Source organism: Streptomyces sp. NPDC020299 (assembly GCF_044387825.1).
In the GTDB taxonomy this organism is placed as follows: Bacteria; Actinomycetota; Actinomycetes; order Streptomycetales; family Streptomycetaceae; genus Streptomyces.
Genome location: NZ_JBIRWL010000001.1, coordinates 178,630 through 191,861, shown reverse-complemented (window position 1 = coordinate 191,861; position 13,232 = coordinate 178,630). Strand labels below are relative to the sequence as shown.

Sequence of the window (13,232 nt, the reverse complement as noted above, 5' to 3'; positions counted from 1 at the left end):
AACGCTGAGAAGCTGAGCGGAGAAGGTGCGCTGTTCCCGGCCCGATGGACAGCGGGTGGTGAGTGCGGTGGCTGTGATCGACGAAAACGACTGGGGGCCGGCCGGCACGGGTGTGGATCCCCTGGGGGATCCGATCCTGCACACCCGGTTCGCGCTGCCGACGAGGCCGACCACGTTCCTGCGGCGCGAGCGGCTGGTCCAGCACCTCCAGCGAGCGCTGGAAACCCCTCTGACCATGGTCAACGGAGCCGCCGGCGCCGGCAAGACCCTGCTGGTCGCCGACTGGGCGGCGGGGCTGGCAGAGCCGGTCGCCTGGCTCACCCTCGAGGCGGGCGACCAGCGCCCCGGGATGTTCTGGGCCTACCTCCTGCACGCCCTGCGGGACTGCGGTGCGCCGGTACCCGAGGAGATCGGCTGCCCGGCCGAGGCGACGCGCGTCGACCAGAGGCTGCTGGCCGCGCTCGCCGCCGGTCTCAGCGGCCGTGACCGGGCCGTCACCGTCGTCCTCGACGAGTACGACCGGGTGCCCGCCCCGCGGATCGCGGAGCAGCTGGAGTTCGTCCTGCACCACGCGGGCCGCGGCATGCGCCTGATCATCGTCACCCGCACCGAGCCGATGCTGCCGCTGCACCGGTACCGGGCGGCAGGCGAGCTGACGGAGATCCGCGACGCGGAACTGGCCTTCACCCCGGAGGAGGCCGTCACCCTGCTGGAGCTGCACGGCCTGCGCCTGCCCGTCGACTCCGCGCGCGGCCTCGTCGAGCGCACCCGGGGCTGGGCCGCCGGCCTGCGCCTGTGTGCCCTCGCGGCACAGGAGAGCGCCGACCCGGAGACGTATCTGAAGGAGTTCGAGGCGGACCGGAGCACGGTCGCCGACTATCTGCTGGCCGAGGTGCTCAAGCGGCAGCCGGAGGAGACGCAGAACCTGCTGCTGCGGGTCAGCGTCCTGGAGCGGTTCTCTCCCGATCTGGCGAACGCGATGACATGCCAGTCCGACGCCGAGGCCATCCTCGCCGGACTGCACCGGGAGAACGCCTTCGTGGAGGACCTCGGGCACGGCTGGTACCGGCTCCACCCGCTGTTCGGGGAGATACTCAGGGCCCATCTGCGGGTGCGCCTGCCCGGGCTCGAACCCGAACTGCACCGGCGGGCGGCCCAGTGGCTGCGGAGGGCCGGCTCCCTCCCGGAGACCCTCGCGCACGGCGCCGCCGCGGGCGACTGGGACTTCACCGCCGCCGCCCTCGTCGACGACCTGGCGATCGGACAGCTCCTGACCGGTCTGCGCTCCGACGACCTCACCGAACTGTTCTCCCGGATGGGATCCGAGGCCGCGACTCCCGCGACGGACCTGGTGCGCGCCGCCCGCGAACTGTCCCGCAGCGATCTCGACCACGGCCTGGCCCACCTGCACCACGCCGAGGAACTGCTGACCGGTGACGTACCCGGCCAGGCGGCGGCCCTGCTGACCTGTGCGCTCCTGGAGACGCTGGCCGCCCGCCTGACCGGGTCTCCCAGGCAGGCGGAGAAGGCCGCCGAGACCGCCGCGGACCTGCGGCAGGAGGTCCCGGCCCACCTGCTGGAGAAGCATCCCGAACTCACCGCTCTGCTGCTGACCCATCTGGGTGCCACGCGCCTGTGGGCCGGGCATTTCGAGGACGCCCGCGCCGCCCTGTCCACGGTGGCCGGATCGTCCGGCGGGGCGGCCACCGTGCTGCCCCGGGAGGAGTCGCTGGGGCACCTGGCCCTGCTCGACTACCTGAACGGCTGGCCCGGCAGGGCGGAACGCAAGGCGCTGGCGGCGGTCTCCGAGACGGAGCGGTACAGCCTGCCGCAGCCGTCCGGTTCCGGTATCGAGCGGCTCGTGCTGGCGGCGGTGGCCGTCGACCGCGACGAACTGGACCGGGCCGAGGCCTTCCTCGACGAGGTGGCCGGGCTCCGCTCCGCGGTGCGCGACCCGGTGATGGCGGCGGGACAGGCCATCGCCAGGGCGCGTCTGCTGCTGGCCCGGGGCAAGGCCCGGGCCGCGCTGGAGGCGGCGGGCCCGGCCGTCCTGGCCGAGGTGGTCTCCCCCTGGGCGGAGAGCCACGGGGCCCTGGTCGCCTCCGCCGCCCATCTGGCCGCCGGCCGGCCGGAGAACGCCGCCGAGGTGCTGCGGAACGTGGCCGACGACCAGCCGGCCTGCGCCGTGGAGGCCGCTCGGATCCAGCTCGCCGCGGGTGATCCCCGGGCCGCGATCGACCTGCTCGACAGCGTGCGCGGCGACGGGCGGATCGGTCCCGCGGTCTCCGTGCGGGCCGCACTGGTCCGCGCTCAGGCCGCCCAGCGGGCGGGAGACACCGCCGCCGCCCGCAGGCTGCTCGCGCAGGCGCTCGTCGACGCCCGCCGGGAGCGGCTGCGCCGCCCCTTCCGCGATGCCGGGCCCTGGCTCCGGCCCCTCCTGGTCGTGCCACCGCTGCGGCAGCTGGCCGCGGGCTGGCTCGAGCACGGGCCGGCGGGACCGGGCGAGCCGCTCCGCCCCAAGGCCGAGCCTGCGCCGCTCTTCGTGGAGGACCTGAGCGGGCGCGAGCGCGATGTGCTGGAGCGGGCCGCCCGCATGATGTCCACCGAGGAGATCGCCGCCGACCTGCACGTGTCGGTGAACACGGTGAAGACCCACCTCAAGAGCGCCTACCGGAAGCTGGCGGTGAACCGGCGCAGCGACGCCGTGCGCCGCGCCCGCGACCTCCGGCTGCTGTGACGTCCAGGTGGTGAGGGAGCCGACGTCTTCCCGAGAGCACGCCGACTACACGGGCGGCGTGTACGGCTCCATGCTCGCGGCCTCCGTGGTGGCCGGCGCCGGCGCGCTCGGTTCGTTCCCGCGTGTCGAGCTCGTGCTCCTGTTGCTGCTCACGGGTGTGGTGTTCTGGGTGGCGCACGTGCATGCCCAGCTGTTCGGGGCGCACCTGGCGCAGCGGCGCCTGGACCGGCGGACCGTGGTGCACGTGTGCCGGGACGAGTGGCCGATCGTCAAGGCCGCCGTTCCGCCCGCCCTCGCGGTGGCCGCCAGCCCGCTGCTCGGCCTGGGCTCCCAGGGCGCCGTCTGGCTGGCCCTCTCGGTGGCGGTCGCCGGGCAGGTCGGCTGGTCCGTGGCCGCGGCGCGCCGGTCCGGTGCCTCCTGGCCCCTCGTGACGCTCACCGCTTCGGTCAACCTGCTGCTCGGCCTGGTGATCATCGTGTTCAAGCTCCTTCTGAAGCACTGATACCGGCCCTGACACCGGCCTTTCTCGCGCGGGCCGCCGGATCACCTGTGCCGGGTGAGGCCCGGCCGGGCGCCGAAGCGGAGGATCGCAGGTGAGGGTGCGGTCCGCCGGTGAGCGGATCGCCTGTGGGAGAACTGCCGATGCGCTATGAGATCCGCGTCGACGGCCATTTGTCGGAGACGCTGGCCAAAGCCTTCCCGGAGCTGGACCACGTGGTCATGTCCGGGCAGACCGTCCTGTTCGGCCCCGTCCTCGATGAGGCCCAGCTGTACGGGCTGCTCGCGCGCTGCCAGTCCCTGGGGCTGCGCGTGGTCGAGATGCGACAGCTCCCGGAGTGACCGGGAGCTGGGCGGGCGGGCGGGGGTGGCTCAGAGGCGCTCCGCGCGGAGCCGGCCGGAGCGGACGGCGGCCTCCAGCGCCTCGAAGTCCCGCTCGTTCTGGTCGGCGTAGGCCTGGGCGAAGTCGGTGAGGGCCTGGTCGAAGCGGTCGCTGCCGCCCAGGTAGGCGCCGATGGCGACGGGATCGCCGGAGCGGGCGTGCGCCCGGGCCAGACTGGCCCCGCACAGGCTGCCGAAGAGCGTGAGCAGCGACGGGTCCATGGTCTCGGGCTGCACGATGCCCTTCCAGTCGCGCAGCTGGCGCACGTAGAAGTCCCGGCCGTGCCCGTCGAGGCCCGTCACGTGCGTCCAGCCCAGGAAGATGTCACTGGTCGTCTGGATGAGGCGCTGCCCGGTCACCACCCGGCGGCCCTGGTTGTCGTAGCGCTCGCCGCCGGTGTGGGCGGCCAGCACCGACTCCTGTGCCTCCTTGGCCTGCAGCAGGAGCGGGTCGTCGTCGTCCCGGCCGAGCAGGAGCAGGATCCAGCACCGCGTCCCGACACTGCCGACGCCCACCACCTTCCGCGCGATGTCCACCAGGCGGTAGTGGTGCAGCAGATGGCGGCGTTCGGAGGGCAGGGTCCGCGCGTACGCCTCCAGCAGGTTCTGGAACTCCCTCTCCTGCCCCTCCCCGGCCTGCTCCGGCCGCAGCTCCCCGAGCGGAGTGATCAGCGGCGGGTCGGGTGTGATGCGCCTGCCCTCGGCCGTGCTCCGGGTGAGCTTCTCGAAGGCCTGCATCTGGGTGCGTGTGCGGGCCCGCGCCGTGGCCTCGGCGGTGCGCCGCCGGGCCGCCTTGTCCATCGAGGACGCCAGCAGCTTCCGCATGCCGTCGGCGTCGTCCTGGGCGTACCAGATGTCCAGGGTGCGCAGGCCGGCGAACTCCCGCATCCGCTCCCGGTAGGCCAGCACGCACGCCCGTACGGCACCGTCCTGCTCCCCGCGGGAGAAGCCGTTGGCCCGGCCCGCTATCGCGAAACTGGCCGCCAGTCGCTTGACGTCCCATTCGAACGGGCCGGGCAGGGTCTCGTCGAAGTCGTTGATGTCGAAGACCAGGCGGCGCTCGGGCGAGGCGAGCAGCCGGAAGTTCAGCAGATGGGCGTCACCGCACAGCTGCGCCCGCAGCCCGGTGTCGGGAGCGGTCCCCAGATCCGCCGCCATGATCGCCGCCGCGCCGCGGTAGAACCGGAACGGCGACTCGAGCATGCGGCCGTAGCGGATCGGCACCAGTTCCGGTACCCGGGTGGCCGACTGCCGTTCGATCACCTCGATCGGGTCGGGCCGCTTCGGCCCCGGGTCGAACCGGCCCTGCTCCGAGCGCGGCACGCGCGTCCGGGCCTGCCGGCCGTGGACCGCCCGTTCGGCGGCCGGCAGCCGGGTCGTGCAGGCGCTCGATGTGGTCATGGTCCGGCCTCCCGGTCCAGCGTCGTGGTGTCGTCGGTGTCCGGCTCGGCCGGCTTCTCACGCCGCCGCAGTCCCGCCTCGACGGCGCCGGCGAGTACCCGCGCGGCGCCGCCCACCAGCAGCAGTCCGCCGGTCATCTGCACCATCGTCAGCACGCGTCCCCCCTGGGAGCGGGCGGTGATGTCGCCGAAGCCCACGGTGGTGAACGTGGTGAGTGTGAAGTACAGGGCGTCCGTCCTGGTCAGCTGCTCGCTGAAGGAACCGGGAACGACCCGGTCCATCAGGTAGTAGGCGCCGGCGAAGAGCACCAGGAACAACGCCACCGTGGCGGCGAGTGCCTCGACGGCCTTCAGCCGGGGGTGGGGCGAACGCATGATGGCCCACACCTGCCACAGGAACACCAGCAGGACCGCCAGCAGGCCGCACGCCAGGAGGATCAGGGCCCCGGCCGTGTGGAGGTCGTCCAGGGGCAGCAGGTAGTAGGCGGTGACGAGCGCGGCGACGGTGAGCAGGGAGCGCAGGGCGGCCATGACGGCCGCCCGCCGGCCGGCATGGCGCCTGCGGCCCGGCGGGTGCGCGTCCTGCCCGGACCGGGAGTGCTCCGTCCGGGCGGCCATGGGATCGCTCATCTCGTGTCCCACTGCATCGCGTCGTGGACGGCCGGCGGATCACCCACCGCGGGTGGTACGCCGGCCGCTCACGAGCGGGGCGCGGGCCCGGGGTGGTCCCCCCACACCCCCCCGGCGGCGGTCCACCAGCGCCGCGATCGACCCCGCGGGGTGGGGCCCGCCCCCCCGGCCGGGGCGGGGGCCGGGCGGGGGGGCCCCCCCCCCCCCCGGGGGGGGCCCCCCCCCCCGGGGGGGGGGCGGGGGGGCGCCCCCCCCCCGGGGGGTCCCCCCCCGGCCGCTCACGAGCGGGACGCTGGCCCGGTGAGGTCCCCCCACACCGCCCCGTCGGCGGTCCACGAGCGCCGCGATCGACCGCGCGAGGAGGAGCCATGACCACATCGCGTGATCCGTCGGCGCCCAGTGGACCGGAAGGCATGCCCGGCGGGGCGGCTCCGCCCCCGGAGGGCGCCGAGGACGCCCTGGGCCGGCTGGGCCGTTCCTGGACCTGGATCCTCGCCTCGGCGGTCGCGACGATCGTGCCGGGCCTGCTGGTACTGGTCTGGCCGGACGAGACCCTGCACGTACTGGCGGTCCTCATCGGCCTGTACCTGCTGGTGCTCGGGGTGTTCCGGTTCGTGGCCGTGTTCGGCCGGGAGGGGGCCGGGGAACGGCTCCCGGTGCTGGTGGTGGCCGTGCTGTACGTCCTGGCCGGGGTGCTGTGCCTGCGCAACCCGCTGCAGACGATCGCCGCTCTCTCGGTGATCGTGGGGATCGTCTGGCTCGTCTCCGGCATCCTCACCCTCTACACGGCCCTGGCCGCCAAGGACCTGCCGCACCGCGGCGCCGTCCTGGCGGGCGCCGTCCTCGCCATCGTCGCGGGGATCGTGGTGCTCGCCCTGCCGGCCGAGTCGGCCCGTGCGCTGACCCGGCTGCTCGGCCTGTGGCTCGTACTGCTCGGTCTGGCCGAGGCGGGAGTCGCCTTCGCCTGGCGGTCGGCGCTGCGCAGGTCGGACAAGGTCACCCGCGCCGGGTGAGGCGATCGGTTATCGACGTGGGCACGCTGAGAACGGCATGGAACGGCTGGGCGAACGCCCGGGACGGAGGAGTGACATGAGCGCGCAGATGTACCTCGCGTACGACTATCCGCTGCTGAGTGCCTTCATGACGATGCTCTGGTTCTTCCTGTGGGTCTTGTGGTTCGTCCTGCTGTTCCGGGTCATCGTCGACATCTTCCGTGACGACGAGATGGGCGGCTGGGGCAAGGCCGGCTGGCTGCTGTTCGTCGTCTGCCTGCCCTTCCTGGGCGTGTTCGTCTACCTCATCGCGCGGGGCAAGGACATGGGCCGCAGGGAGATGGCGCAGGCGCGTGCGCAGCAGCAGGCCTTCGACTCCTACGTCCGGGAGACCGCGGGCGGGAGCGGTCGCAGCAGTGCCGACGAACTCGCCCGGCTGTCCGAGATCCGGGCCCGGGGCGACATCACGGACGACGAGTTCCGCCGAGCGAAGGAACTCGTCCTCAGTGGCCACGGGTCGGCACAGAAGCCGGGTACCACCGCGTCCCCCCGCTGACGGACACACCCAACGGCAACGAAACGAGGTAGTGGTATGACCGCGTCACACAGCGCGCCCGAGACGACGGCGAAGCAGCAATGGGCCGGTGGCCTCACGATCTTCGGCGCCGTCATGCTCATGATCGCCGGAGTGCTGGACATCTTCCGGGGCATCATGGGGATCGCCCAGGACGACGTCTTCGTCACCACGCGCAACTACGTGTTCCAGTTCGACCTCACCGGCTGGGGCTGGGTCCATCTGATCCTGGGCGCGGTCGCGGTGATCGTCAGCCTGGGGCTCTTCCAGGCCTCGCTGTGGGCCCGCATCGCCGGCGTGACCATCGCGGCGCTGATCATCATCGCCAACTTCCTCTCGCTGCCGTACTACCCGGTGTGGTCGGTCGTCATGATCGCGATGTCGGGGTTCGTCATCTGGGCCCTGTGCGTGGTCCAGCGCGAGGCCTCACCCGACATGTCCGGCCGCCAGCGCGGCGGGATGTGAGGCGACCGGGGGGCGCGGAGCCAAGGGCCCCCGACCGGACGACACCCGGTCGGGGGCCCTTGGCTGGCCCGCGTCCCGGCGGCCCTGTCTCCTGGTAGGGCCGAGGACGGGAGTGCTCCATGCCGCCACAGGACGCCGAGGACGAGCCGGGCAAGCCGGGTGAGAGCGAGCTGGACGAGCTGCGCCGGCGGGTGGCCCAGCTGGAGACCGGCGGGCCGCCGCCACACCGCCGGCATCCCCTGCGTACCACCGGATCGGTGCTGCTCATCATCCTGGCGTCGATCCTGTCGATCCTGGCCGTCACGGCCGTCTGGGCGCGGGACCAGATCACCGACACCGACCAGTTCGTCGCGACCATGGGGCCGCTCGCGAGCGACCCCGATGTGCAGCAGGCGGTCTCCCGCCGGGTCACCGACGTGGTGGTGCAGAAGATCGACGTGCCGGCTCTGGTCGACCAGCTGTCCAAGGCGGCGTCCCAGCCCGGCGTCCCGCCCCGGGTGTCCCAGCTGATCGGCCCGCTGACCGGGCCCATCGAGAACGGCGTGAAGAGCCTCATCGGCGCCGCCGCGGACCGGGTCGTGACGAGCCAGGCCTTCGCGAAGGCGTGGACCGACGCGATCACGCTGGCGCACAACGCGATGGTCAAGGCCCTGACCGGGGAGGGCGGCGGCGCGGTCCGGCTCTCCGGCGACCAGGTCACCATCGATCTGGCACCGGTCATCGAGCAGGTCAAGACACAGCTCGTGGACGCGGGCCTGGGAGTGGCCGCGAAGATCCCGACGGTGCACACGCAGTTCACGGTGTACTCCTCGCCGAAGCTGCAGTCGCTGCAGCTCTATCTGCGGCTGCTGCAGATCCTCGGCAACTGGCTCCCGGTGGTCACGGTGCTGGTCGCGGCCGGGGGCGTCTACGCCGCCTGGAACCGCAGACACGCGCTGATCGGCGCCGCGCTCGGGATCGCCGCGGCCATGCTGGTGCTCGGCATCGGGCTCACGGTCTTCCGCACGTACTTCCTCAACCAGTTGCCGTCGGGTGTCTCCCCGGGCGCGGCGGGCTCCGTCTACGACGCCCTGGTGTACTTCCTCAGGAAGGCCGCCCGCGCGGTGGGGGTGCTGGCCGTGCTGGTCGCCCTCGGCGCGTTCTTCGCCGGTCCCTCCCGGATCGCGACGACCACCCGTGCCGCGTGCACCACGGGGGTCGGCGGCGTCCGCCAGGTCGCCGAGCACGTGGGCTTCAGGGCCGGGCCGGTGGAGCCGTTCGTCCGGCGGTGGAAGCGGTGGATCGGGATCGTGATCCTCGTCGGCGCCTCGATCGTGTTCGTGTTCTGGGACCATCCGACCGGCATCGTGGTGTTCTGGTTCGCCGTCGTGGTACTGGCCCTGTTCGGCGTACGCGAGTTCCTCGCTCCGGGCCCCGGACTCGCCGGGCTCGAGCGGGGCAGGCCGGGCCCGCCCCGGCCCGGGCCCACCCCCCAGCCCGGAGCGACCGGTCGCTGACCCGCGGGGCTCACGCCCCGGCCGGCACCCGGTCCAGGAAGCCGAGCACCGAGCTGATGCGGCCCTCCGCGTCCAGCGTGACCACGTCGAAGCCCGCCACAGGCGCGGAGCCGTCGGCCTCGTTCACCAGCTCCCAGGCGAAGCGGGCGGTGTCGTGGTGCCCGTCCACGGCGCCCAGCGGACGGAAGACGAAGCCGGGGAACTGCCCGTGCACCCCGGCGATCAGGGCGGCGATCCCCTCGTGCCCGGTCACGTCGGCCAGCGGGTCGGTATAGGAGCCGTCGGCCGTCCACGCCGCGGCGACCGCCTTCGCCAGGGCCTCCGGCTCGGTGGCGTTCCAGGCCTCGAAGTAGCGGGCGGCGGCGGTCTGGTAACGGTCGGTGTTCACGGACATGGTGAATCAGCCTCCATCGAGGTCGTGAGCGCTGGTCGGGAACCGGATCCTCGGTGCGTCGAACCGGTGTGACCACCATGCCCGCGGGCGCCGGGGAGGGTCGATTACCCCACGGGTAATGACGGCGGCGGGGGCGGGAGAGCGGCGGCACGCGCCGCGGCGGATTCCGGCCAAGAACAGCGGCGAATATGCCAACAGACTGGCCGGAAAGTCATGGTGACAGTGTGTCAGTAGTGAAGATACTCGAACGTCAGGGGCACTTCACCGCACAGGAGCCGCACGGGAAGCGAGGGCCAGGCCGGCGGAAGAGCGACGCGACGGGGGAGTGGATCGTGCACGACGAATTCCTGTGCCATGTCACCGCGTACGGCTGGTGCGACGGACGGCGCATCGGCGTACCGCTCGGCACCTACCGGGCGCCCACCCTGGCGCTGGCCCTGTGGTGGCTGCGTGACCGGGCCCTGTGGATCGCCGAGCGGCTCGACCCGCAGCCGGACAGCCCCCACTACCCGCCCAACGCCCTCGCGCCGGTCCCGGACACCGTCACCGACGTGCCCGGCGTGCTGCGCGCCTGGTGCGCCGACGAGGACCGGCAGGAACTGGTCGCCGACGAACTGGCCGACGGCCGGCTGGTGCGGATCGCTGCGAACGACGAGACCACGGAGTACGAACTGCTCGCGGAGTCCGTCGACGCCCTGCGCATGCAGCGCACCATCCCTGCGCTCGTCGTACCCGTCGCCTGACACGTGACACCGTGACTCAGCCGGCGCGGACGACCAGCGCGTAGTCGCCCAGGCCCAGCAGGCGGTCGGCCGGGATCGTGCCGAGTGCCGTGCAGACCGTCTCCACGCGGCCGGTGGCCTGGTCGAACGCGAGGTCCTGAACGGTGCCGCGCTCGTCTCCGGCCTCCGTCAGGATCCGGTGGTGCAGGGCCTCGTGGTGCGGCGCCGGCGGCCCGGTGGTGTCCGCCGCCGGATCCGGGCGGACGAGTACGGCGTCGGGGCCGACCGCGTGCAGCGCCGCCCACGGCAGCACGGTGTCCCCCCGGCCGCGCCGCGCGCCGACCCGGACGTGTGTGACCGCCCTCGCCGCGACATCGACCGTCAGCGCCTTCACGACCCCGATCTCGGCCGCCTCCGCGAGGGTCACCACGGGCAGGCCCCGCACCTGCGAGTACAGCATCACGGCCGGCCCCCCTTCGGGCCGCGGGCGTGGAAGGCCCGCACCTGCCCGACGAAGCCCGGGAGGTCCTGAGCGACGTACAGCGTCGCGTCCGCGGGGACGACCAGCGCCTGGCCGGAGACCGCGAGGGTCTCGCCGCGCGGGACATACACCTTGGGCCGGCGGCGGCCCGAGCCGGACGCCCCGGACGCCAGCGACCTGCTCGCCGCGATACGGAAGCCGACGATCCGGCCGCTGGTGCCGCCCTCCACGACCACGTCGAGCACCCTGCCGACCTCCGCCCCCGCGTCGGTCAGCACCTTCGCGCCCAGCACCCGGCCCTTGAGCGCCTCCCGGCGGACGACCACGGCGGCCGCCTCGGTCAGCGCGCCCGGATCACGGATCATGACCGCGTGATGCCCCAGCGAGTGCACGCCCGACCAGGGCAGGCTCCGCTTGAGCGGGCCGGAGAGCAGACCCCGGCCGCTCAGGGTGAAGCCCGTGATACGGCCGGCCTGGGCGTCGAAGACGGTGTCCTTGATCTGCGCGACCGCGTCACCCGCGAGCGTGACCACCGGCAGCGTCGAAAGACTGCGCGCCGCCATCAGCTCCGAACCCACCCGCCCGGGCCCCGACAGCAGATGCCCGGCCATCACACGCTCCGTCCGCCGTACCGGCGCCCGCGCCGCACCGCGATCACCGTCCTCGACCGCCGGCCGGCCTGGACGCCCAGCGCCACCAGCGACGCGACGGCCACCGCGGCCACCACCAGGACCAGCCACACCCACCAGACCACCGTCGACCTCCGGCCCTCCGTCCCGGCCGCCTCCGGCCGGAGCCACCCTCTCCGGGTGCCCCGGACCGGCGCGCCGATGCCCGCTGTGCGCGCTGGGCGAACGGCCGACTGGACTGCGCGGCGTCTGGTGGGGTACGAGGACTGGTGCAGCAGTGACCGGCCGGGTCCGGAGTCCGAGAGAGAAGCGCATGACCGACCACGTGGACGGGGCAGTGATACCAAGTGGTTTCGACGTGCCCGTGGAACCGCTGCGACGGGCGGCGCACTACACCGGTGAACCCGGCTGCATCGCCGAGGCGCGGTCCTTCGCCGCACAGTTCCTCGACCAGCTGAGGACCGAGTGGTGCGCCCGCATCGACTCCCGCGCCGACGGTGAACTGCTCCTCGTGGTCAGCGAGTTGGTCACCAACGCCGACCGGCACAGCAACGGGCCGTACATCCTGGAGCTGGAGGGCACGGACACGGCCGTCTCCGTGTCCGTCTACGACAGCAGCGTCGCCCTGCCCCGGCGTTTTCCGCGCGACCCCCAGCGGGTGGGCCGCCACGGCCTGGAGATCGTGCACGCGCTGGCCGCGGAGGTCACCGCGGAGCGCGTACCCGTCGGCAAGAAGGTACGCGCCCTGATACAGCTTCCCGCGGTGCGGCTTCCCACCGGCCCGTGAGGGCCGGTCAGGCGCAGCCCAGCTCGCCCAGCATGCCCTTCCTCAGGCGGGTGATGATCCGCTTGATCAGGCGTGAGACGTGCATCTGGGAGCACCCGAGGTGTTCGCCGATCTCCGCCTGGGTGGCCTCCTCCACGAACCTCATGTGGATGATCTGCCGGTCCCGTTCGCTGAGCTCGGCCATCAGCGGGGCCAGGGACTGGAAGTCCTCCACCAGCCGCAGGCCCTCCTCCTCCACGCCGATGAAGTCCGCGAGCACCGCCTCGCCGTCCTCGGGCCCGTCGCCGGTGAGCGCCGCGTCCAGGGACGCGGAGTTGTACCCGTTGGCGGCCAGCTGCGCCTCGACGACCTGGTCCTCGGCGATGTTCATCAGGGTGGCGAGCTCGCCGACCGTCGGATCGCGGTCCAGCCGGCTGGAGAGTTCCTCGCGCGCCTTGGCCAGCTCGACCCGCAGCTCCTGGAGCCGCCGGGGCACGTGCACCGCCCAGGTGGTGTCCCGGAAGAACCGCTTGATCTCGCCCACGATGTACGGCAGCGCGAACGAGGTGAACTCCACCTCACGTGCCAGTTCGAACCGGTCGATGGCCTTGATCAGGCCGATCATCCCGGTCTGGACGATGTCCTCCATGTCGTCACCGCGGTTGCGGAACCGCCCCGCCGCGAACCGCACCAGCGACATGTTCATCTCGATGAGCGTGTTGCGGGCGTACTGGTACTCGTGTGTGCCCTCCTCCAGCTCGGTCAGACGCTGGAAGAACTGGCGGGACAGTTCGCGTGCGTCACGCGGAGCGATCGTGCGCGGGTCCTCGATCCCAGGCAGTGATCCCTCGCCCGTCCTGTCCTCGGCGGTCCTCTCGGCGACCACTGCTTCCGACCGGCTCCCGGCGGTATTCATTGCCTCTCCCACGAAAGTCACGGTTCGACGTCTGCCTCTTCGGCCAGGCGCTCCGGATGCCTGCCCCAGGACTGTGTGGTGCGCGGGTACCCGGAAAACGTTCATCCATGCGTCTCCCACGATGCGGGTACCCCGAGTGACGCAACGCATG

16 protein-coding genes are annotated in these 13,232 nt (G+C 72.7%); 9 read left to right on the top strand and 7 right to left on the bottom strand.

From position 1 onward, the window contains the following. The first annotated feature begins 58 nt into the window (after positions 1-58). The 3 genes from ACH45E_RS00905 to ACH45E_RS00895 all read left to right on the top strand — a co-directional run bounded on the left by ACH45E_RS00905 (position 59) and on the right by ACH45E_RS00895 (position 3,577). Positions 59-2,737, top strand: coding sequence for a LuxR C-terminal-related transcriptional regulator (locus ACH45E_RS00905; RefSeq protein WP_361436658.1), 2,679 nt, complete (start codon positions 59-61; stop codon positions 2,735-2,737). Positions 2,738-2,807: 70 nt separating this feature from the next. Further along, positions 2,808-3,239 carry a hypothetical protein gene (locus ACH45E_RS00900; protein WP_361436903.1) on the top strand — a complete coding sequence of 144 codons (432 nt, stop codon included), beginning with the start codon at positions 2,808-2,810 and terminating at the stop codon, positions 3,237-3,239. A gap of 140 nt (positions 3,240-3,379) precedes the next feature. After that, positions 3,380-3,577 (top strand): hypothetical protein, encoded by a 198-nt coding sequence (locus tag ACH45E_RS00895; RefSeq protein WP_361436661.1) that lies wholly within the window; start codon positions 3,380-3,382, stop codon positions 3,575-3,577. A 30-nt stretch (positions 3,578-3,607) separates the two neighbouring features. Here ACH45E_RS00895 and ACH45E_RS00890 read toward each other — a convergent pair whose 3' ends face one another. Then, positions 3,608-5,017, bottom strand: a complete 1,410-nt coding sequence (locus ACH45E_RS00890) for a DUF2252 domain-containing protein (protein WP_361436664.1) — start codon at positions 5,015-5,017, stop codon at positions 3,608-3,610. Continuing rightward, entirely contained in the window at positions 5,014-5,646 is a 633-nt protein-coding gene (locus ACH45E_RS00885; protein ID WP_361436667.1) for a potassium channel family protein, read from the bottom strand. The genes ACH45E_RS00890 and ACH45E_RS00885 overlap by 4 nt, the downstream gene beginning before the upstream one ends. 368 nt (positions 5,647-6,014) lie before the next feature. On the opposite strand from ACH45E_RS00885, the gene ACH45E_RS00880 reads away from it, so the two are divergent. The 4 genes from ACH45E_RS00880 (at position 6,015) to ACH45E_RS00865 (ending at position 9,173) form a co-directional block, all read left to right on the top strand. Continuing rightward, positions 6,015-6,659 carry a DUF308 domain-containing protein gene (locus ACH45E_RS00880; RefSeq protein ID WP_361436670.1) on the top strand — a complete coding sequence of 215 codons (645 nt, stop codon included), beginning with the start codon at positions 6,015-6,017 and terminating at the stop codon, positions 6,657-6,659. 76 nt (positions 6,660-6,735) lie between these two features. Further along, positions 6,736-7,194 carry an SHOCT domain-containing protein gene (locus ACH45E_RS00875; RefSeq protein ID WP_361436673.1) on the top strand — a complete coding sequence of 153 codons (459 nt, stop codon included), beginning with the start codon at positions 6,736-6,738 and terminating at the stop codon, positions 7,192-7,194. A gap of 36 nt (positions 7,195-7,230) precedes the next feature. After that, positions 7,231-7,677, top strand: coding sequence for a hypothetical protein (locus tag ACH45E_RS00870; RefSeq protein WP_361436676.1), 447 nt, complete (start codon positions 7,231-7,233; stop codon positions 7,675-7,677). 119 nt (positions 7,678-7,796) lie between these two features. Then, on the top strand, positions 7,797-9,173 hold the full coding sequence (locus tag ACH45E_RS00865; RefSeq protein ID WP_361436679.1) for a hypothetical protein: 1,377 nt from the start codon (positions 7,797-7,799) through the stop codon (positions 9,171-9,173). A gap of 10 nt (positions 9,174-9,183) precedes the next feature. Here ACH45E_RS00865 and ACH45E_RS00860 read toward each other — a convergent pair whose 3' ends face one another. Further along, on the bottom strand, positions 9,184-9,567 hold the full coding sequence (locus tag ACH45E_RS00860) for a nuclear transport factor 2 family protein (protein WP_361436682.1): 384 nt from the start codon (positions 9,565-9,567) through the stop codon (positions 9,184-9,186). 332 nt (positions 9,568-9,899) lie between these two features. Between ACH45E_RS00860 and ACH45E_RS00855 the strand changes: the two genes are divergently transcribed. Further along, positions 9,900-10,310, top strand: coding sequence for a hypothetical protein (locus ACH45E_RS00855; RefSeq protein WP_361436685.1), 411 nt, complete (start codon positions 9,900-9,902; stop codon positions 10,308-10,310). Between the two features lie 16 nt (positions 10,311-10,326). Here ACH45E_RS00855 and ACH45E_RS00850 read toward each other — a convergent pair whose 3' ends face one another. From ACH45E_RS00850 to ACH45E_RS00840, 3 genes are read right to left on the bottom strand one after another with little or no spacing between them, the layout of a single operon-like run. Next, positions 10,327-10,749, bottom strand: a complete 423-nt coding sequence (locus ACH45E_RS00850; protein WP_361436688.1) for a PRC-barrel domain-containing protein — start codon at positions 10,747-10,749, stop codon at positions 10,327-10,329. Beyond that, on the bottom strand, positions 10,749-11,381 hold the full coding sequence (locus ACH45E_RS00845; protein ID WP_361436691.1) for a PRC-barrel domain-containing protein: 633 nt from the start codon (positions 11,379-11,381) through the stop codon (positions 10,749-10,751). Before ACH45E_RS00845 ends, ACH45E_RS00850 begins: the two co-directional genes overlap by 1 nt. Next, a complete protein-coding gene (locus ACH45E_RS00840) occupies positions 11,381-11,524 on the bottom strand; it encodes a hypothetical protein (protein ID WP_361436694.1) in 144 nt (47 codons plus the stop codon). Before ACH45E_RS00840 ends, ACH45E_RS00845 begins: the two co-directional genes overlap by 1 nt. Before the next feature lie 188 nt (positions 11,525-11,712). On the opposite strand from ACH45E_RS00840, the gene ACH45E_RS00835 reads away from it, so the two are divergent. Next, positions 11,713-12,186, top strand: coding sequence for an ATP-binding protein (locus ACH45E_RS00835; protein ID WP_361436697.1), 474 nt, complete (start codon positions 11,713-11,715; stop codon positions 12,184-12,186). Positions 12,187-12,193: 7 nt separating this feature from the next. On the opposite strand, the gene ACH45E_RS00830 is transcribed toward ACH45E_RS00835, so the two are convergent. After that, a complete protein-coding gene (locus ACH45E_RS00830) occupies positions 12,194-13,081 on the bottom strand; it encodes an RNA polymerase sigma factor SigF (protein WP_361436700.1) in 888 nt (295 codons plus the stop codon). Between the last annotated feature and the right edge of the window lie 151 nt (positions 13,082-13,232).